At 43.0% G+C, this 19664-nt stretch carries 16 protein-coding genes and 1 pseudogene; 1 reads left to right on the top strand and 16 read right to left on the bottom strand.

Annotated features, from left to right (window positions below):
- Positions 1–228 precede the first annotated feature (228 nt).
- The 9 genes and pseudogenes from HGJ98_RS04395 to HGJ98_RS04355 all read right to left on the bottom strand — a co-directional run bounded on the left by HGJ98_RS04395 (position 229) and on the right by HGJ98_RS04355 (position 10082).
- Positions 229–1152 carry a DMT family transporter gene (locus tag HGJ98_RS04395; protein WP_291349841.1) on the bottom strand — a complete coding sequence of 308 codons (924 nt, stop codon included), beginning with the start codon at positions 1150–1152 and terminating at the stop codon, positions 229–231.
- 370 nt (positions 1153–1522) lie between these two features.
- The gene (locus HGJ98_RS04390) at positions 1523–3175 is read right to left on the bottom strand and encodes an FAD-dependent oxidoreductase (protein WP_291349840.1); all 1653 of its coding nucleotides are present in this window, start codon (positions 3173–3175) and stop codon (positions 1523–1525) included.
- A gap of 196 nt (positions 3176–3371) precedes the next feature.
- The gene (locus HGJ98_RS04385; RefSeq protein ID WP_291349839.1) at positions 3372–3734 is read right to left on the bottom strand and encodes a response regulator; all 363 of its coding nucleotides are present in this window, start codon (positions 3732–3734) and stop codon (positions 3372–3374) included.
- A 144-nt stretch (positions 3735–3878) separates the two neighbouring features.
- Positions 3879–4943 carry a response regulator gene (locus tag HGJ98_RS04380; RefSeq protein ID WP_291349838.1) on the bottom strand — a complete coding sequence of 355 codons (1065 nt, stop codon included), beginning with the start codon at positions 4941–4943 and terminating at the stop codon, positions 3879–3881.
- A gap of 22 nt (positions 4944–4965) precedes the next feature.
- The gene (locus HGJ98_RS04375; RefSeq protein ID WP_291349837.1) at positions 4966–5802 is read right to left on the bottom strand and encodes a protein-glutamate O-methyltransferase CheR; all 837 of its coding nucleotides are present in this window, start codon (positions 5800–5802) and stop codon (positions 4966–4968) included.
- A gap of 11 nt (positions 5803–5813) precedes the next feature.
- Positions 5814–8498, bottom strand: a complete 2685-nt coding sequence (locus HGJ98_RS04370; protein ID WP_291349836.1) for an ATP-binding protein — start codon at positions 8496–8498, stop codon at positions 5814–5816.
- 87 nt (positions 8499–8585) lie between these two features.
- Positions 8586–8714 (bottom strand): annotated as a pseudogene (locus HGJ98_RS04365) ((2Fe-2S)-binding protein); the annotation flags it as partial.
- A 159-nt stretch (positions 8715–8873) separates the two neighbouring features.
- The gene (locus HGJ98_RS04360) at positions 8874–9218 is read right to left on the bottom strand and encodes a hypothetical protein (protein WP_291349835.1); all 345 of its coding nucleotides are present in this window, start codon (positions 9216–9218) and stop codon (positions 8874–8876) included.
- 24 nt (positions 9219–9242) lie between these two features.
- Complete coding sequence (locus tag HGJ98_RS04355; RefSeq protein ID WP_291349834.1) at positions 9243–10082, bottom strand: RNA polymerase sigma factor; 840 nt, start codon at positions 10080–10082, stop codon at positions 9243–9245.
- Positions 10083–10511: 429 nt separating this feature from the next.
- On the opposite strand from HGJ98_RS04355, the gene HGJ98_RS04350 reads away from it, so the two are divergent.
- Complete coding sequence (locus tag HGJ98_RS04350) at positions 10512–11552, top strand: XdhC family protein (protein ID WP_291349833.1); 1041 nt, start codon at positions 10512–10514, stop codon at positions 11550–11552.
- A gap of 77 nt (positions 11553–11629) precedes the next feature.
- Here HGJ98_RS04350 and HGJ98_RS04345 read toward each other — a convergent pair whose 3' ends face one another.
- The 7 genes from HGJ98_RS04345 to HGJ98_RS04315 form a co-directional block, all read right to left on the bottom strand.
- A complete protein-coding gene (locus HGJ98_RS04345) occupies positions 11630–12541 on the bottom strand; it encodes an EamA family transporter (RefSeq protein ID WP_291349832.1) in 912 nt (303 codons plus the stop codon).
- 120 nt (positions 12542–12661) lie between these two features.
- Entirely contained in the window at positions 12662–13381 is a 720-nt protein-coding gene (locus tag HGJ98_RS04340) for an AraC family transcriptional regulator (RefSeq protein WP_291349831.1), read from the bottom strand.
- Positions 13382–13550: 169 nt separating this feature from the next.
- Positions 13551–14231, bottom strand: a complete 681-nt coding sequence (locus HGJ98_RS04335; protein WP_291349830.1) for a GntR family transcriptional regulator — start codon at positions 14229–14231, stop codon at positions 13551–13553.
- Positions 14232–14337: 106 nt separating this feature from the next.
- Complete coding sequence (locus HGJ98_RS04330; RefSeq protein WP_291349829.1) at positions 14338–15255, bottom strand: selenium metabolism-associated LysR family transcriptional regulator; 918 nt, start codon at positions 15253–15255, stop codon at positions 14338–14340.
- Between the two features lie 118 nt (positions 15256–15373).
- On the bottom strand, positions 15374–16840 hold the full coding sequence (locus HGJ98_RS04325; protein WP_291349828.1) for a BCCT family transporter: 1467 nt from the start codon (positions 16838–16840) through the stop codon (positions 15374–15376).
- A gap of 115 nt (positions 16841–16955) precedes the next feature.
- Positions 16956–18275 (bottom strand): betaine reductase selenoprotein B, encoded by a 1320-nt coding sequence (gene grdH, locus HGJ98_RS04320; RefSeq protein WP_291349827.1) that lies wholly within the window; start codon positions 18273–18275, stop codon positions 16956–16958.
- A gap of 14 nt (positions 18276–18289) precedes the next feature.
- Positions 18290–19615 (bottom strand): glycine/sarcosine/betaine reductase component B subunit, encoded by a 1326-nt coding sequence (locus tag HGJ98_RS04315; RefSeq protein ID WP_291349826.1) that lies wholly within the window; start codon positions 19613–19615, stop codon positions 18290–18292.
- Positions 19616–19664 lie beyond the last annotated feature (49 nt).

Genomic DNA, 19664 nt, shown 5'->3' with positions numbered 1-19664 from the left:
TTTTACCACACTAATATTTTGCAGTGTTTATAATTCCTATCCCGAATACATTTCTGGCCGCATAGTTTACAATCTATGGGTATAGCATTAGAAAAGGACTGACGTGTTGCATGCACGCCAGCCCAGCAGATTGTCTAACCGAACGGTTAGCCCGAATTGAAGTCATAAGACATAACCGCATCTTGTCAGGGCGGTTATGTCTTCTTTATGATCAAAACAACGAGTGTCTTATAGTTTGCAGGATTCCAAAAGGATGACCTTCTTTTTCGGAATACTCCCAATCACAATGCCTAACGTAGTGAGGATAAGTGCCAGGATATGGATCCAGGTAATTTTCTCATTTAAAAAGACGAACCCACCGAACATGCTTGCAAAGGGCATACCGTTTAAAAACATAGCCGTTCTGTTAGCCCCCAACTGTTTAATACCGTGATTCCATCCCAATGTACCTAATGCGGTAGCTCCCCAGGCTGATAATAATAAGATAAGTGCAGCGGTTGACGATAAATGAATCTGTCCATAAACCGAAGGCCCAAAGGAAACCAGCGTCCCCAAATTTAACAATATTCCTCCTATTAAGGTGGAATAGGCGGTCACTACTAAGGTAGGAATCGAAGTTTCCAACAGTTTTTTGATAAGCAACCCACCAATGACATAGGTCAACATAGCTAATACCATACTGATATCCCCGAGTAACGAAAATTGGATCGTGCCCTCTGGGGATTTTGAGAATACGACTAAAACAACCCCTGCAAATCCTAGTAGTATGCCGAGTCCTAAATTTCTAGTGAATTTTTCCTGGACAAATATAGAAGCCAGCAACGCCGTCGTCAGAGGATTTAGGGCCAGGATAAGGGAAGCATTGGTGGATGATGTCACGGAAACTCCATACCCCAAAAACAACTGATGCACACAAACAGAGATTAATCCTATACCAAAAAGCCATCCCCACTGTTTCTTACTTGGATTGTACAACCCATATTTTCTAAATCCGAACAGTAACAAAACAATTCCCGCCAGGGGCATTCGGATTGCAGCTAACAAGGTCGGGGACATATACTGGGTTAAAAACTTAATCATTACAACATTGAGGCCCCACAATAGGACGATAAACACTAATATCAGATAAATTAGCTTCTTTCTTGTTGGCATTCTGATTATCTCCATTCCTGAAATACTACTAATATAATAGCACTTATTAGTCTGGTTTTTGCAAGTTTGTATCTCAGAAGGATAGTCGTATTGCAATAATATCTTAACGAATCTCATGCCATTACACGATATTTGCCGATTTATTCACTTTGGGCGCTTATCGTTACTATTTTCTTTTCGATAGTTTTCGCTTTCAAGTAAACTATAAGTAACAGCAAAAGAGGGCACTGGTCATAGACCACGCCCCTTTTTGCTGTTCCAACAAAGCAAAACCTCTAGCCTTGATATCGGCAAAGAAATCCTTCTCGTCATCACCTCAGCTCCCTGAGAAACGGGACTAGGGATTCTTTTCCAGGAAATTGGGGAAACTTTATCCAAAAACAGCCGGATAATAAGTAACCCAACCTCCGCACAAATTCCTAACTTTAGTAAATCCGTGTTGAGTCAAGATTCGATAGGCAACGTAACCTCTTAGCCCAATCTCGCAGTAAACTACGATTTCCTTATCTTTTGGAAGTTCGGATAATTTGCTGCGCAGGTCATTGACAGGTATATGCAGTGAACCGCGGATAAATTTAGCTTTACGTTCTTCTTCATCCCGTACATCAATAATACAAATCTCTTTTGCATTAAGTTTACTAAGCTCCTGCCAATGAATCATTTGAACATCACCATTAATGATGTTTTCCGCCACATAGCCGGCCATGTTCACAGGATCTTTAGCCGATGAAAAGGGTGGGGCGTAGGCCAGTTCAAGTTCCTGCAGATCATAGATAGTCCCTTCGTTACGGATTACCCCGGCGATGTCATCGATCCGTTTATCGACACCTTGAGCTCCGACAGCTTGAGCACCCAGGACTCGGCCATTGCTTTTATCAAAGACAAGTTTCATGGATAATCTTGTTGCTCCAGGATAATACCCGGCGTGGGAATTGGAGTGAGTAAACAACACTTCATGAGGAATTCCTAATTTCTTAAGCATTTTTTCATTTGCTCCGGTGGAAGCTGCCACTAAATCAAAAACCTTGGCAATGGCAGTCCCTTGGGTACCCTTATACTGGCTATTCCGACCTGCGATAACGTCGGCAACAATGCGGCCTTGTTTATTAGCAGGACCTGCAAGGGGTAAGAGGGCAGCTTGTCCTGTGACTAAGTGTTTTACCTCAATGACATCCCCAACTGCGTAAATATTAGGGTCTGAGGTCTGGAGTCGTTCATTAACTTTAATACCGCCTAACTCTCCGATAGTTAGTCCGGCTTCCTTCGCTAATTTAATTTCCGGTTTTACCCCAATGGCCAAGATCGTTAAATCAGCTTGTACTTCCCCTCCGCTTTGGAGTGTAATAAGAGCACCATTATCCTTTTTAGCAAAGGATTTTACCCCATCTTCCAAAATGAGGTTGATTCCTTTATTAAAAATGTGCTCATGAAGAATTGCGGCCATTTCAAAATCCAGAGGAGCCATGACCTGATCGCTCATTTCTATAATCGTTGTATCTACTCCTCTGGCATGGAGATTTTCAGCCATTTCCAAACCGATAAAGCCCCCTCCTACGACTGCTGCCGTTTTAGGTTGCTGCTCATCGATAAATCGTTTAATCTGGTCAATATCTGTAACATTACGTACAACAAGAGCCTCGATGTCATTAATCCCGGGAATCGGCGGACGAAGCGGAGCTGCCCCGGGAGAAAGGATCAATTGATCATAAGATTCTCTGTAGACCTTACCATTACTTTCTCGAACTTCGACGGCTTTTTCCTCAGGAAAAATACGGGTAACCTCGCTAAAGATTCTCACATCAATACGAAAGCGGTTCCTCATAGCTTCAGGCTTTGAGACCAAAAGAGCTTCCCGCTCATTAATAACTCCACTGACATAATACGGTAAGCCGCAGTTTGCATATGAAATATGTTCTCCCCGCTCAAAGATAATGATTTCCGCCTCTTCATCTAAACGGCGCAAGCGTGCTGCAGCACTGGCTCCCCCTGCAACTCCACCAACAATGAGTACCTTTTTACTCATTACAACATCTCCTTTAGCATATAGATTATCTCAGTTTAACCAAGTTTATGAAAATAATAACATGATTAATTGGCATTCACAATCATGTTATCTTCTCTTTACGATTTAATTACTGCCTTAGGAGACCTTGACCAACAGTTTTTCCAATTTTTGCGAGCTCTAACGATTCAGCGACTGAGAGATCTTTATTTATTTATCAAATCAAGACCAATTTTTTTATAATATTTTTCAAATCCTCCAAGTCAAAGGGTTTTTCTAAAATTCCTTGGTAAAATTTCCTTTCGGGATAATCTTTGTCATCAGGGAAACTGCCTGTCATTATTATGGCAGGAACATCAATAAGGCGTTGTACCGAGCGCATTTTTTCAAGTACTTCTTTGCCACTTCTTCCGGGCAAGCCCAAATCCGTCATAACTAAGTCAGGTTGTTTACTATCTAATACGTCAAAAGCCTCTGTACCTGATTTACACCATTCTACTTTATGTCTAATGTCTTCTAAAACCATCTGGATTACCCGACCAATGAAGGTATTGTCTTCAACCATTAGAATATTAGCCAAGATGTTCACCTCTCCAACAAAAAGAATTAGTATATAAAATATATTCCTAATTCCATAAAAAGTGTGTTGAAGTATGTCCGAAAACTTTATAATCTTTTGTCATAATAGAAAGGACTATATTTAATATAGGCAATACGATGATAACTACAATTTGAATTTTACAAAAAACATAGTACCTTTCGAACTCGTACTGACCTCAATAGCTGCATTATGACGTGCAGCGATGGAATAACAGATACTAAGGCCTAATCCATTTCCATTCTCCTTATCGGTTAGAAAAGGGGTTCCTAGTTTTTTTAGAATTTCTGGATTAATGCCCTTACCTTGGTCCTGAATAGAAAGAACAACCTGATCATTTTCCAAATATGTTTTAATGACAAGTCGGCCGCCTGGAGCCATTGCTTCCAAGGCATTTCGACATAGGTTTAAGATGATTTGTCGTATCTCTTTACTGTTCAAACTAAAATCAGGGACATCACTGATCTCAATGATTGCTGTCATTTTATGATGTTTTGCGTCCGCAAGAATGAGTGGTTTCAGAGCATTAACTATAGTATTCAAATTATCCATTTCAAACTGGGATGTCCTACTACGCCCCAGCGAAAGAAATTCGCTAATTAGTAATCTCGCTCGGTCAAGTTCACTGATCATCAAACTTATATCTTCCTGATAGTGTAGAAACTCACTTTTCCCTTGCATTAACTGAAGATAGGCTCTCACTCCAGTTATGGGATTTCTAACCTCATGGCTGACTCCGGCTGCCATTTCCCCTAAAAGTCTAAGTTGATGGGACCTAAGCATTTCTTCTTCTATCATTTCATCTTGATAATTATATAATTCAACAAAACGAGCGACCTTATATCTAAGGTTCGCTGGGTTTACTGGTTTTAAAATATAATCTATGGCTCCAAGCTCATAACCTTTATTAATTTGTTCTTGCTCCTGATAATTTGCAGTTATGAAAATGATTGGGATATGCTGGGATTTTTCTCTCATTCTAATCAAACTGGCTGTTTCATAGCCATCAATTTCCGGCATTTGTACATCTAAGAGAATTAAGGCAAAATCATGCTCCAGCACTTGTTTTAGGGCTTCGTGCCCTGAATTGGCCCTTATCAAATCATAGGAGTTTGACTCTAAAATAGCTTCTAATGCTAAAAGATTTTCCACTCTGTCATCAACCATTAAGATTTTTACTTTATCCTTCATCATTAGCTCCCTTATTCCTTATTCATCGTTTGATAAATAGTTTCTCAGTATCAATTTCGCTATATTTATCATTATAAATAGTATAATTAATTGTTTCTTTATTTCCTAAAGCTAAAATCCCCCTTGGCCCTAGACTGTTATAAAAGAGACCGTGCACTTTATTCTCCAACTCTTTGTTAAAATAGATTAAAACATTCCTACAGATTATTACATTAAATTCATTAAATGAGCTATCGCTAACTAAGTTATGTTGAGCAAAAACGATATTTTTCCGAAGTTCATTATCAAACACGGCATTTTCTCCGCATAACGTATAATAGTTTGAAAAAGATTGCCTTCCCCCTGCATGCAGATAATTACTTGTATACGTTTTCATTTTTCCCAGAGGATAAGCACCTCTTATTGCCATTTCAATTGCATTTTCATTCATGTCTGTAGCATAGATACGGGTTTTATCATACAACCCTTCTTCTAACAAAAGAATAGCCATTGAATAGACTTCTTCCCCAGTAGAACAGCCCGCATGCCAAAGTTTAATTAACGGTACGTCTTTGATAAGGGGTATTACATTTTTTCTAAATGACTTGAAAAACTCGGGATCTCTGAACATTTCCGTGACTTGTATGGAGAAATCCCTTATTAATCGACACATACAAGCTGGATCATGAAAAACCCTTTCCTGTAGTCCTGTAATTGTGCTTAACCTCTCCGCCTGAACACGATGCCATATACGTCGGCGGATAGAAGATAAAACATAATTTCTAAAGTCATAACCACTAACTCTATAGATTCCTTCAAGCAACAACTCGATCTCCAGTTTCTCTAAACTACTAATAGTTTGACCATTGCTAGTTGCCAAGATTTACTCACCTACCTATACAACCAAACCCGAATTAAGGAAATTAATTTATCGATATCTACGGGTTTACTTAAATAATCAGAAGCGCCAGCTTCCATACATTTCTGCCGATCATCTTTCATCGCCTTCGCAGTTAATGCTATTATGGGGATCTCTGCATACTCGGATTGCCTTATCTGTATCATGGTTTCGTAACCGTCCATTTCAGGCATCATAATATCCATGAGGATCAGTTCTACGTCATGGTTCCCTTTAAGTTTTTCCAAGGCCTCCCGTCCATTTTCTGCATACAACACTTTAACTTTAGCCTTCTCAAGAGCAGCTGATATTGCAAATATATTACGCATATCATCATCAACGACAAGGACAACCCTCCCCGTTAAATCCCCTGCGACTGCTGCTTTTGGGGAAACATCATCTTCATTTACTGTTTTGACTGGATTATTAACGGGATTTGGATTAGACTCAATCGATAGTGCACCTGTTGAGAGGGAATTTTCTGTAGTTACACTAGGTAAATAAAGTGTAAAGGTACTTCCCTTTCCCTCAACACTTTTAAGTTCTATATCCCCCCCCAATAAAGCTGCTAACTCTCTACAAATAGACAAGCCCAGGCCAGTCCCACCATATTTACGACTAGTCGTACCATCAGCCTGTTGAAATGCTTCGAATATTAAAGCCTGATTATCTTTAGCAATACCAATTCCAGTATCAGTAACATCAAAGGCAACCATGTTATCCTTTTGGTTACTTTCTTGAATGTCCATTCTTACATAACCCTGCTTAGTAAATTTAATGGCATTACTTAAAAGGTTCGCTAAAATTTGCTTTAAGAGGCGCCTGTCTGTGAGCAATTTATTCGTAACATTATTCACTTGAATGGTAAAATCGAGTCCTTTTTCAAGAGTCATTGGTCTGAACTGTCCTTCGAGTTCTTTTACGAGATCCGCTAATATAATCTCGTCCCTATTGACTGATACTTTTCCAGCCTCAATCTTTGATAGATCTAAAATGTCATTAATAAGCTGCAACAAATCATTTCCAGAGGACCAGATCGTTTTTGCATATTCCAGCTGTTTTGAATTAAGGTTTCCATCGTTGTTTTCCCATAACATCTTTGACAAGATTAACAGACTGTTCAGAGGAGTTCTTAATTCATGGGACATATTTGAAAGGAATTCAGATTTATAACGGGAACTCGATTCGAGTCGTTGGGCTTGATCTTCCAAGTTTGCTTTAGCCTGGGACAATTCAATATTCTTAAGTTCCAATTCTTTATACTGTTCCTCCAGTTTTTCGTGGAAAGTTTTTAATTCTTCTTGCTGAGTTTGCAGTAGTTCAGATTGAGTTTGCAATTCCTCAGTAAGTGTCTGAGATTCTTCTAAAAGTTTCTGGACATGGGCATGTTCTGCTATCCGATTCTGAATAATACCGATGTTCCAGCGAATTTGTTCTAAAAATTCTTTCTGTTCTGGTGAAAACTCGGAAAGGGATGCTAACTCAATCACTGCAACAACTTGCTTTTCAAATTCAATTGGAAGCAATTTGATTTGCTTTGCTTTAATTTGTCCCAATCCCGTAGTAATAGAAATGTACTGATCTGAAGCTTCTGTTAAGTTTATCATTCTATTCTCTAGAAAGCATTGACCTATTAAACCCTCACCAAGTTTAAACTCTCTTATACCGACCTTTTGACTATCTCCTGCATAGGTCGCCATTAGTTTAATCGTACCGGTTTCGTTAGAAAGGATGTAAAAGTTACCATAGCTTGATCCAACAATTTGGCAAACCCAATTAATCAATAAACTACAGAAATCTTCAACATTTTGAACCCCCTGAAATAAGGCATGAGTCTCGCTTACTTTTGATTGGAGCCAGTTCCGAACCTTTAAGGCTTGGGTGGATTCACTCTCTAGACGGGTTTGGATTTCTAAGGCACTAGCCATTTCATTAAATACTGCGGATAGCTCCCCCAACTCATTCTTAGTTACATCCAGACGGGGTAATGAGGTTTTATCCGGATATGAAGTAATTCCTTTCATTGCTTTTGTCAGCCGACCGAGGTCGCCGAGAAACGTCTTTAATATCCATAGAGAAATAAGTATTCCAACCATTAAACCGATAAGCACCAACAAGGCAAAAATTAGTTTACTCTTGTAAAAAGCATTCTGTGAATTTGATAAAGAAGTATTCATTAACTGTTCTTCCAGTTCATTTACATCATTCACTGATTTAGTTAGATTCTCTAATTTATCCTTTGAAGAATTGAGGATCAGTTCTTTTGCTTCCTCAATTCTATTAGACTCTATTAGAAAAATAGCTTGTTTTTCATAATTAAGGTAGTCTTCAAAGTTTGCTCTCAGCTGAGCAACTTTATCTATTTCTGTCGATTTGGAAAGTCCCACTAGAGTTGAGATGTCAGCTATTACCCGACTGTTAGATTTATCGATGCTTTCGATATATTGAGTAGGGTCTGCCTTATTATTAAGTAAAAAAATTTCTCTAAGGTCTCGGCTAATGTTTCCTAACTCAATTGAGATATTCTTCGCTAGATTTACCTTTTGATAACGGTCATTGACTATTGAAACCATGTCATTATTGACCGCTCTCATTTGATAAAATCCAGTAATGACTACTGTGATCAATAGGATAAGAAAACTGCCAATCCCTAATACAAGTACGTTTCTAAGCTTCATAAATTGCTCCAATCCTTTTCTCTCTTTCTCGACAAGTTCTAATAAAACCTTCTAATTATTAATCTTTGGGTGAAGATGATCCTCTGTCCCTACTCCTTCAATGGTTAATATCTCTTTGCCGTCTGCTTGAAGAGCTAGAACTAAGCAAGAGTTAACAAGTTCTCCATCAAGAAGTACGCTGCAGGCACCGCAATCTCCTTCCCCACATCCTTCCTTTCTTTCATAATTAAATTCAAGTCTTTCTCCTTAAGACGGTAAACTCCAAAATTCCAGGTGCATAATATTCTTGGACCAAAGAACTGGCCGCTGCCGTATGTCAAATCCTACTTCGTTGGTCTTGTGTTGTTCCAAGGTATTGAGTCACTTGTTTCCTCCTCAGATGTTTTTCTTGGGCGGAATTATTTTATCTACATACTTATCACCGACAAACCCAACTAAACTTCCGAGTACCACACACATTATTAAAATAGCCACTGTTGATTCAGGGTCATTCTTCATTACTAAAACAATTATGGGTAGGCCCATTAACACTGCAATAATAAGGCCTTTTAACCAGCCTTTTATCCCAATCTTAATATGAGTAATTACAAACCCTGCTACAATCCATTGAATTAAAGCAGAAGTTATTGAATACTTATCTAGCTTTTGAAAGATCATAGGTATGATATCGATGATTCCCGCCATAAGTCCTATCATTAAGGACATTATAAGTTTTCCCATAATCAGCCTCCTCACAAAACTATATTAAACTTCTAGAATTTTATAGTTATCCGAAGTCATTAGTTTTTTGATCCCCTGAAGTGCATTTTCAGGCGTAAGGTAATAAGGGTTACTGGCAAAAACAGCAGAAACCCTATCGAATTCTTCCATTTCTTCTTTGCAGGCTCCGACAAGGTCGGTATCTGCCAATGGGCGATTCGTAAAAATTAGTTGTTCCGGATTAATTCTTTGATTTTCAATGGCCACTTCAACACGTCGATTGCAGCGGCACATTTTATCCGGATTCACTAATCCACAGTTATTTTCCATAAAACTTCGCATCTTTTGGCGTGTTCGAGATAATCGTTTGCGATAGGTTTCGGGAGTTATATCCATAATAGAAGCTCCCTCAAAGCTGTTAATTCCAAACATAGAACTTAATATATAGATCATCCTATGTTCTCGATCTAGGCATAAAAGCATGGCATGGGTACAGGATACTTTTAATTCTTCCGCCAAAATAGTTCGTTCTGCTTCGGAAATCAGAACCTGCTGTTTTGTGTCAAAGCCATCTCTTATACTTTTTTCGTAAATTTCAAAGGATAATTTTTGATTCTCGAGCCCCCTCTTATTGGTGTTAATTAAGTGATTGGATGCAATGCGGTAAACCCAAGTCGAGAATTTACTTTCCGATCTGAATTTTGCCAAATTAGTGATCAGCTTGATAAGAATTTCCTGTGTTACATCCTCTGCATCGGCAGGATTCCAAAGCATACGGAGAGACAGATTGTAGATTTTGTCCTTAATGCCTACAATTAACTCATTAAGAGCTTGTTTGTCTCCATTTATTGCTTTTTCCACTAATTCATTTTTATAGTCTGACATCGGTTTCCACCTCCGTGAATTTGTTTGTGTATATTTAGACAAAGAGTTGTTCTAAGTGTGACATGAATTCTAAACTATATTTTCAAATAGTTTAGAAGGATTACTAGGCATAATGCCCTACATTTCGTAAGCTTCGATAAATAACGTAACTGATGAGTGAAGTGAATAGCAGTATGATAATACTCTGAAGTGGATTCCCAAAGCCAAAACCTACGATCACACTGTTCACCTCCAAAAAGTCTTGTTTCCTTATATTCTACCATAGTGGTACTTAGGCCTTCTAAAGAATTTTCTTTGCTTAGTACCCAGAAACCGTTGCCGGCCTGCTTGCGTATTGCTTTTTCAAATGATATACCATGACGTAGTAGACCTTCTGTAAACTGGTATCTGTAAACTGGTAATTTAAATTTATAATTTAGGGGTGTTTTCATGGATGAAACTATAATTCAGGCCATTGTTAAGGCCCAGGATTCGCAAGTAAAGGCGATACTCGCTACGATTATTCGGACTGAGGGCTCTACGCCCCGCGATTTAGGTACCCAAATGTTGGTCATGAACACCAGCCAAATCATAGGAACTATCGGAGGAGGAGCCGCGGAAAAGCTGATCACGAATAAGGCCCTCGCACTCTTGACCGCCGACCGTGAAGTGAGCGCTGAACTCCATCACCAGGCCATAAATCAGGAGACTCAGGCTGATAGCTTTTCAGTTTGTGGGGCCGCTATGGATGTATTACTGGAACCAGTCCAAGATAAGTCTTTCTGGCAATTCGTTCAAAATCTCCAGAAGAGCGGAAGCGATGCGGTGCTGGTAACTTCTCTAGTGCCTCCTTATGCGAGGAGTATTTTGGATTCTGACGGCAACTTTCTCTTGGGGCAGCCTCAAAAAGAGTTATACTCGGCTGAAAGACGACAAGAGATCTTTTCCGTCAAGGCAGCAAAGGTGATTGGAAACAGTGATGAAAATCGTTGGTTCGTGGAACCACTTCTAAAAACAGAGCGGTTGTTAATCCTAGGGGCAGGCCACGTGGCCAGAGAAGTTGCTTTTTATGCCAAGGCGCTTGATTTTCAAGTAACGGTGATTGATGATCGTGCGACATTTGCTCTGCCTGAGTTTTTCACAGGTGCTCATTCAGTGATATGTAGTGATTTTGCTCCAGGAATCAAGGGTTATGAGCCTAGCCATGATACTTATGTCGTCATTGCGACCAGAAGTCATCCAACAGATGCGGAGTGTCTCAAGGAGATTCTCAACTTTCGAACAAAATATGTCGGGATGCTGGGAAGTACAAAAAAGATCAGCGCCATTGTAAACTACTTAAAAGAGAAAGGATACACTTCTCAATCTCTTGCTCGTTTAAAGGCGCCGATCGGTTTAGATATTCAGGCTCAAACCCCGTCCGAAATTGCGATTAGTATTCTAGCTGAGATTATTTCAGTTAAACGATCTTATAGATCTCGGGATGCCTAGCCATTTCATTAGTCCAGATATACCTTTGTTCGACCGCATCATCCGATCAATCGCTTTAAATCTCTTCGTATCCTAGCTTAATCTTTGGATGAGATCTCGGATACACATTCTATCCTTTTTTTACGTAACCCTGCCAAAGACGCGATAACCAATCCGGCAAAAACTAAAATCATTCCGATCTGGGAAATGAGGGATAATTTTTCTTTCAGCAGAAACAACCCCAGAGCAGCTGCAGTAACCGGTTCGGCAAGGGACAACGTAACTGCTTTAGGGAATGAAATTTTTGCCAAACCATGAGAAAATAAAACATAAGCAAGGGCAGTAGCAACCAATCCTAAATGTAGGGCGACGCTGATACCTTGAATGGTCTGTAGCCAATCCAGATTGTAAAATAAGAGAACAGGAGAAAGAAATAATGCACCGATAGAAAACACAACCCCGGTCACTGCTTCCGGGGGGTGAGACTCCAATAGTTCCTTGCTGACGGCGGCATACAGCGCATAAGAAACACCGGCCCCCAAGGCAAGAACAACGCCAATAGAGTTCACCTCCAATTTCTTGCCGCCTGTAATTAACAAAACACATCCAATTACAGAAAGCAGGGTGGCTGCAGCCCATTTTAGTCCAGGATTTTCCCGGCGGAAAATCATAGAAATCAAGCCAGCGAACACCGGCGCGCTGCCGATGGTCACCACCGTTCCCACAGCTACTCCTGTTTTCAAAACCCCGGCAAAAAAGAAAAGCTGATATGCGGACATACATCCGGCAGCGAAGAATGTACTCCCCTTATACCATAGTGTTTTTCCTTCCAAGGCTCCCCGCCGCCAGGCAAAAATTAAAAGAGCCGCTCCTCCTACCGCTAGGCGTACAGATCCTACGGATAATGGCGAAGCGCCGGGAGGGGCGAAAGACTGGGCTGTGCCTGTTGTTCCCCAAAGCATCGCTGCTGCCAGTACCAGTATTGAAAAAAAAGTCTCATTTTGTTTCATTTTGTTCTCCTTTAGCGTATTCAGCAATTCTCATTTATAACTATTTACCGCTGATCAGCATCTTTGTAACAATAATAAAACATAATGAGATAGTTGTTTTTACCGAGATTAGGATCTAATTTAGCTCTTCTTCATATTGTTCCGCCTAAATTCTGCCGGAGTAACGCCTTCGATATCTTGAAAAATCCTGTTTAGTGAAGATTGATGGGCATATCCCACTTCCCAGGCAATCTGTAAAATATTAAGATTTGTCCCGAGAAGTAATTGTTTAGACCTCTCAATTCTCGTTTTTTTCAGAAATTCCATCGGGGTACATTTCATAAGGCCTTTAAACCAGGAGCAAAAATAGCTAACAGTATAATGTTCTAAGGCGGCGAGCTTCTCCAAGCTTATATCTTCGTTATAGTGCTGCTGAATATATTTAGCCGAATCCGGAATCTTATGCTCTGTCAAGATGGGATAAAAATAATGGAAGAGAGAACTGATCCTTGATGGTTCGAGTGTATTATCAGCTTCACTTAGCAAAAGGAATCTAATTGCTTTCCATTTTTCATTCATTTCATAGTTTCTGCCACCTGGAAATCTATCCAGTTCCCCCAACTGAAACATAAATTGGGGAATATCTAAGACAAGAAATTTATTATGATCTTTTGCCCAGAAGGTGTGCTGACAGGAAGGGGGAAGCAAAAACAGATGTGCTTCATCCAACTTTAATTCCTTTGCGTCGGTCTTGATATTTAATACCCCCTGAAGCGGGATGATTAACTGAACAAATTTGTGGTCATGAGTTTGCATGGCATCAGCATAAGTCCTGTTTTCACAAATTATTTTATTATCCACAACTGCCTCACCCCTCTCAGAAGTATTAACGCAACTTACCTTAATAACTCATATAATATCAGTCTAACATCATACTTTAAAAGTCAATAACGTAAAATAATTGCGGCAATGACAAATAAAAAAGCGATGGATTGCAGAGTGCATTCCATCGCAGCATCACCGATACAGGCTATTGCAGTTCCCGCTGTTCAACTGCCTCTATATAGCTGTTAAAATGGGCTTCAATTTCCCGGTATACCCGCTGCAGGTCGTTCTGCTTTAACGCCTGTACAATCCGGGTATGCTCCTGCGCCTTTTCATGAAAGGTACCAAGGGTGATCACATCCTTATTCATGACAATCAGCAACTGGTAGAAAAGCCCCTCCAGAATCTTTCCACGGCGCAAGCTGCCAGACGCCTTCCAAAGGTAGCTGTGAAACGAAAAATCCAAGTGATTCAGGCGATACAACATCTCATGCGGTTCCATCTGCTGGCCTTCCAGCGCATACATCTCCGCAGTCAAGTTGTCCAACTGCCGGAAATCCGCATCCTGCAAGGTCCTCGCGCCGACGAGCAACTCCAGAATCCGCTTTTCCATGGCGATGCGGATATCAAACACCTCCATGGTTTCCTCATGTGACATCTCCAGCACGTAATTACCCTTGCGAGGCGAAAACATAACCATGCCCTGCATATTTAGTTCCCGCAAAGCCTCCCGCACAGGTGCACGACTGATGGACAGGTCGTTGGAAATATCAGATTCAACGAGCTTATCGCCACTTTTAAACTCCCCAGACAAAATTTTATTCTTAATATATAGTACAGCCAGTTCGCTTAGGTTGTGCTTTGTATAATTTTGCGCAAAATCCATTTCTATCACCAATCATCCTTATAATGCCTTTTATTATACTATATATTTCTGAAAGTGCACAGTACCGGAGATAAAGACAGCATATAGGAAAATACGGTGCACAAAGCTATGCCGGTTCCTTTATTCCATAGTAATATTGGGCGATAAAATCTACAAATAGCTTCTGCACCGGGGATAACACCATATCCTTCTTTAGCAGCAGGTAGAACCTGCGCAGGAAAAACTGGTGGTCAACTTCGATGGTTTTCACCAGGCCCATTTGCACATAAAGAGCGGTTGCTGCCTTCGAAAGGAAGGAAATCCCCATCCCGCTGGAGACTGCCTGCATAACACCTTGTGTGCTATCCATATAGCAGGCCGGCTTTAGATCATCGAGGGACAGGTCGTGCTTTTTGAGATACCGGTCGAGCTCCTGCAAGGTTCCTGAGCCCGTCTCGCGCATGATAAACGGCTGACTGCGGATAAAATCAACCAGGTTTTTACCGATAATTGCCTCATCCATATCTAAATCCGCTGGATACACAAATACCAGCGTATCATCACAAAAAGGCTCCTGTATAAATTTATTGCCTTGTATTTTCGTACCCACAATTCCAAAGTCGTAGTAGCAGTTACCAAGCTTCGCACTGACGAGGTTACTGTTGCTCTGGTGGACACGGATGATAATATTCGGGTAACGCCGACGAAACGCTGTGACAATCTCCGGCAGCAGGTACTGTGCAGGCACACTGGAGGACAGTACGGATATCTCCCCCCTGCTGTTGTGGCCAAGGCCGCTGACAGACTGGATCGCCTGATCACGCAGCGCCAGCATGTTTTGTGCATAGGAAAAAAACTCCACCCCAACTTTAGTGGGATAGACTTCTTTTGTAGAGCGCACCAGCAGCTGAGTGCCGAGCTCTTTCTCTAAAGAGCTGATATGTGCGCTGATGGTCGGCTGGGATAAATAAATCGTATCCGCCGCCTTCGAAAAACTGTTGAGCTTTACAACATATACAAACGCTTCCAGTTGCTTCAAATCCATAGCTGCCCTCCTTTCCGGAAAATATCCCGCCCTAATCATGATAAGAAAAACAAGCCGCTCGGTTTCGGAGAAGCTTGTTCAGATGGTGCGCAGTCGCTTGCCCCACACTTGTGTGAGTCTATTTTACGTTTGGAAGCTGCTCCTCGATCAGTGCCTTATACAGGCATACGCAGCACAGCAGCATAATAATAGCAAAGGGGAATGCCGCCACGATGGAACAGGTTTGCAGCGCAGACAGGCCGCCGGTCATCAGCAGAACGAAGGCCAATACAGCCTGCAGCACACCCCACAAAATCTTCTTAGATTTGCCCGGGTTCAGATCGCCCTCCGATGAGAACATTGACAATACGAAGGTTGCCGAGTTTGCACTTGTCGCAAAGAACGTGACTAACAGCAGAACCGCAATAATCGAGAGGATAAAGCCCAGCGGATATTGACTAAATACAACAAATAGCGCCGTCTCTGTATTTTGAATCGCGGTCTGGATCACGGAGTTGTCCAAATTGAGGCCAAGACCGCCGAAAATAGCAAACCATACCATGGAAACCAGCGACGGCGCAAAGATAACGCCTAGTACAAACTCCTTGATTGTCCTGCCTTTGGAGATACGGGCGATAAAGGTGCCCGTAAACGGACCCCAGGCAATCCACCATGCCCAATAGAAGATCGTCCAGCTGCTCAGCCAGCTGTTGTCGCCAAAGGGGTTGATACCAAAGCTGTCTGCAACAAAGTTTTTCATATAGTTCCCCAAACTATTTGTAAAAATATTAATGTCCAAGAGCGTGGGACCGATTAAAAAAGCGCCACCCATTAAGGCAACTGCCAACACCATATTGATGTCGGAAAGCAGCTTAATGCCCTTGTCGATGCCGCTGACGGCTGTCCAAGTATAAACAACTGTAATCGCGGCGATGATAATAAATTGTACGAAAATCGTCGACGGAATACCAAACATATGGCTGAGACCGCCGTTTATCTGAAGCGCACCCTGTCCGAGTGATGTTGCTACACCTGCAACCGTCGCGAATACTGCAAAAATATCAATGAGTTTTCCAATTGGCCCGCGCACGCCCTCTTCTCCAAGCAACGGTACAAAAATACTGCTGATAAGGCCTGGCATCTTTTTGCGGAACTGGAAGTAGCCAAGCGCCATGCCGACTACCGCATAGCCCGCCCACGGGTGAAACCCCCAGTGCATGAATGACTTGCGCATCGCCAGATTGGCGGCCTCTTCGGTCATACCGAAACTCACGTAATGATTGAGTGGTTCGGCCACGCCCCAGAATACAAGGCCGATGCCCATGCCGGCGCCAAAAAGCATGGCAAACCAGGAAAACGTGCTATATTCCGGTTTGGAATCATCATCACCCAGCTTGATTTTACCGTACTTGCTGAATGCAAGCACCAGGCAAAAGGCAACGAAAATAAACATTGACATCAGGTACAGCCAACTGAACTTGTCAGTCAAAAAAGCAAATGCGGCGTTCATGCCGTCGGCAAACTGTTTCGGGATAATGAGCCCAAGCACAACAATAATTAACGTAATCGCTAGGGATATAATGAATACGGTGTTGTTCTTTTTCATATTGCTCTCATCTCCTAATCTAATCGTCTGTCTTCTGTAATGTGGGCAGCAGCGCCCTCCATGTCACTGCATGAAAGGCGCTCAGCCCCTTAAAGGAAGAATGAATTGGCAGCCGTTAGATTTTGACCTTAAAGACCTCAGGTTCCTTAATATCTGTTGTCAAAGCATCCAGTGCAACGCCTACACGGTGGTAGCGCAGCTTGAATTGCTCTTCAACAGATGTACTTGGGTCACCCAAGGGATAAGGAATGGAGATGGTGGGCACCAGACGGTTTACACCAACGGTCTTTGAAACAGGAATCAGGTTGGCCATCTGTACGATGGTGATGCCAGCCTTTTCAATTTCTCTTGTCATCGTTGCACCGCAACGTGTACAGGTCCCTCATGTGGAGGTCAGGATGGCGGCACGAATACCATCCCTTAAAAGCTCCTCTGCAATTTCGCGACCCATTCTTGCGGCCTCGGCCTGAGTGGTTCCGGTGCCGACGGTAGAGTAGAAAAATTTGTAAACGCCACCGATCTTACCTTCCTTCTGGTATGCGCGCATGGCATCCAGCGGCACGATAACGTCGGGGTCGTTATTGGCAGCAGCCGGGTCAAAGCCCGCGTGGATCGTCATATACTCGCCCTTCTGCAGGTTCTCTAGCATGCTGACATCGTATTTGCCCCATTTTGTGGCAGATGCTGACTGAATGCGGTCCGGGTTGCCTACCGGCACAATGCCGCCGGAAGTGACCAGCGCAACCTCCATTTTGCTGAGCTCTTCCGGGGTGATAGCGGTTGCAATGGGCGCCCGGTCGGATTTCGGAATCGGCAGCTCGGTCTGGTATGCCTCTCCACGAACTTTCTTGAGCAGCATATCAATAGCGCGGTCCGCTGCGGTAACAGGCGGGTCAAGCCAGATCATATCGCGGATACCGCGGCCAAAATAACCTTCCACAACTGCAGGCAGCAGTTTCTCACCTTTGAGCAGCTTCAGACCGTATTTAGCCATTGCCTCAACGTCTTTTTTCATCGCTGCGGCGCTTGCGCCGCCCTTGAATATAATCATCTTGGAACGGTACATTTCCACACCGGGGTTTTCTTCATTCATGGATGTAAGAACCGGTACGCCGAACTTGTTTTGTACCGCATTGCAAATATGGCCGCAGGCTGCACCATAACGCCCGGCGCGGAATGCCGGGCCGGCAAAGAAAATATCGAATTCCTTGTCGTTGAGGAAGCCCAGAATCCTATCAATGCCTTCCTCTGTGCGCGAACCCATAAAGTTGTCACCGCAGATAACCGTGTGGGTTACGGTCACCTGATCGCCCAAGGCTGCCTGTAAAGCTAATGCCGGACCGACACAACCTTCGCGGATTTCAGGCTCATGATCTGCAAGTTCTTCGCCGCCAATCTGGCCAAAGAACTGGTTTAAATACAGAATTGCTTTCACGCCTTGACCCTCCTTTAAAATTCCACCATAGTTTTTGTGGACCAGCCAACTACCTGGTCACCACAAAACATGGCATTGTTTTCCATGATGATCGAGCCATCCGGCCGCACAGACGGCCCAAGTTTCTCATCATTGCCCCAACCGCCGGACAGGCCATCGCGGCTAAGAGCTTCCAACTCACCCAGCACTACAGGCATGGCCGGAAGTTCAATTAACGTGGATACATTACCGCAGGAGACAATTGCGTCTTCTTTTTCATTCATAGAAACAAGGGGTTGGCTCGCGCCGTCGCGGCCGGTACATTCGTTGGAAAGACCGACTGTTTTTACGCCAGCCTCTTCCAGGGCCACCAGGCATGCCGTGAAGTCGGTGTCCGGGTTGCCATAGCCCTCCTCGGCCACAATCGCAGAGTCTGCGCCAAGGGATTTTGCCATCTGTGCCACAAAGATTGCCGCGCGCTCTTTCTGTTCCAGTGCGACATTCAGGTTCGACATGATAACACCGAGGAAGTTCAGCGTCTTGCCATGCTCTTCATACAGACGGCGAATCATCGGGAAGTTCTGGAAGTCATAGGTCGACCACTTGGATGAGCAGGGCATGAAAGAACCTGAGATCATCGCGCCGTCCAGCACCTCGTTGGGATGCATGAAGGTAGGCAGCATATGGTTGCAGTCCCAGCCATAGTTCAGGTCGTTGTAGCCCATCTCTTCCATCTGCGACTGTGGCTGCAGTACCAGCACGACGCTCGGCAGATCGTTGACTGCCTTCGAGCGCTTGGTTACCGGCTCTAACTCGTAGACGTCGGTATCATCCGGCTGCATATCCTTTGTACAGGAGCCAATATACTCTGCCAGACGCATGCCTGCCCAGCGCAGCGCACGGTTCTTCTTCTGCTGCTCATGGCGTTCGAATTCCTCATCGGTATGGGCAACGAGCACGAGGTTTTTCAGCTGTGAGTAGTATGAATATTTTGCGCCTTCGCCCCCCATGTCGATCAGGCCATCCTGGAAGCCGCCATAATGCTTGCCAACTACCAGCACACTCATATCTTTGAGGGCATGGGTTTTGCCATTACCGGCCTGCATCAGTTCGCCGGTCACACCGGGAAATACCGGCCCGCCGCCAACGCGATAGCGGGGCTCGATTGCTTCCTTAACCGGCACCAGGCGAACCATATCGCCGGGCTTGACAATGTGCAGTTCTGCTTCCGTAATATGGGTATCCTCCCGCACAACAGCGAGAGCCTCTTCCTTATTCACCGTCAGGACTCCGTCTTTCAACTCGGTTTTCGCGCCGAAACAGATATCCTTTACATGAAAGTTTGCAAGGGTTAATTTCACAGAGACATCTCCTTTCCAATACTTGTTGATTCACATGGGACCGGGAACA

It is taken from the genome of Desulfosporosinus sp., from assembly GCF_014237355.1.
Taxonomy (GTDB): Bacteria; Bacillota; Desulfitobacteriia; order Desulfitobacteriales; family Desulfitobacteriaceae; genus Desulfosporosinus.
This window is presented reverse-complemented; position numbering and strand designations above follow the sequence as displayed.